Annotated in this window: 1 protein-coding gene; it reads left to right on the top strand. The window is 36.5% G+C overall.

All coding sequences use genetic code 11. The features are described 5' to 3' along the window. Nucleotides 1–990, top strand: a 990-nt coding sequence (locus BN55_RS06435; protein WP_040469440.1) for an ISL3 family transposase, incomplete at its 5' end; no start/stop codon positions are given. Nucleotides 991–1,033 lie beyond the last annotated feature (43 nt).

A 1,033-nucleotide genomic window follows, 5' to 3' on the forward strand; every position in this document is an offset into this window, starting at 1 on the left:
TCTAACCTTGTTAATAAATATTGCCACATTTCTAATGCATCTAAACGTAAGATCTTAGCTGCTCTTACAGAAGATCGCTCTATGACCAGTATTGCTCGTGAGCATAACCTATCAGTTAATACGGTTCAAAGAGTCTTAGAATCTTGTTCTTCTAAGTTCTACGATGATTTAGATCAACTTCCTGAGCATTTAGCTTTTGATGAATTTAAAGGCGTTGGCAAGAAGCTGCACTTTATCTGTTTAGATGGCAATTCTCATCAAGTAGTCCAAATCCTTAGAACACGTTTTAAGCCTGAAATCTTGCACTACTTTTATAAGTTTACTCCTAAAGCTCGGGCTATGGTTAAGACAGTCACCATGGATCTTAACTGCTATTATCCAATCGTCGCTAGAGAGCTTTTTCCAAATGCCCAGATTGTCATTGATCGTTTTCACATGGTTCAGATGCTCACCAGATCTTTTAACAGCTTGCGTGTTCAGACTATGAAACAATTTAAGAAACAAAGCCGTGAATACAAGCTCTTAAAATCTACCTGGAAGCTCTATCTCATGAAATATGACAAGCTCAATAAACAGACGCCTTACTATGACTGGCATTTTAAAGACTATTTGACTCAAGAGCATGTTGTTTTAGACGGCCTAGACTGTAATAAAGATCTCGAAAACACATATTGGGTTATGCAGGACTTTATGGCTGCTATCAAAAACAAAGATGAAAAGCAGATTATTCATCTGCTTCACTCAAAACAAGCTGTAGGCAAGCAAATGCATCAAACATTACTAACCTTTAAGCACAATTATACTGGCATTCTAAATGGTATCTCCTCCAGCTACTCCAACGGCTGTCTTGAAGGTGTCAATCGCAAGATTAAGCAAATTGAACGAACTGCTTACGGATACAGTAATTTTAGACATTTATTAATTAGAATCAGGCTAGAAGAAAATATCATCAAACAAAAAGAACCAAACAACTATTCTTTAGTTGCTTGATTCTTTTTCAAAACTATTCATCAACAGGATTTGACAAACAGCC

The organism is Lactobacillus hominis DSM 23910 = CRBIP 24.179 (assembly GCF_000296835.1).
GTDB lineage: Bacteria > Bacillota > Bacilli > Lactobacillales > Lactobacillaceae > Lactobacillus > Lactobacillus hominis.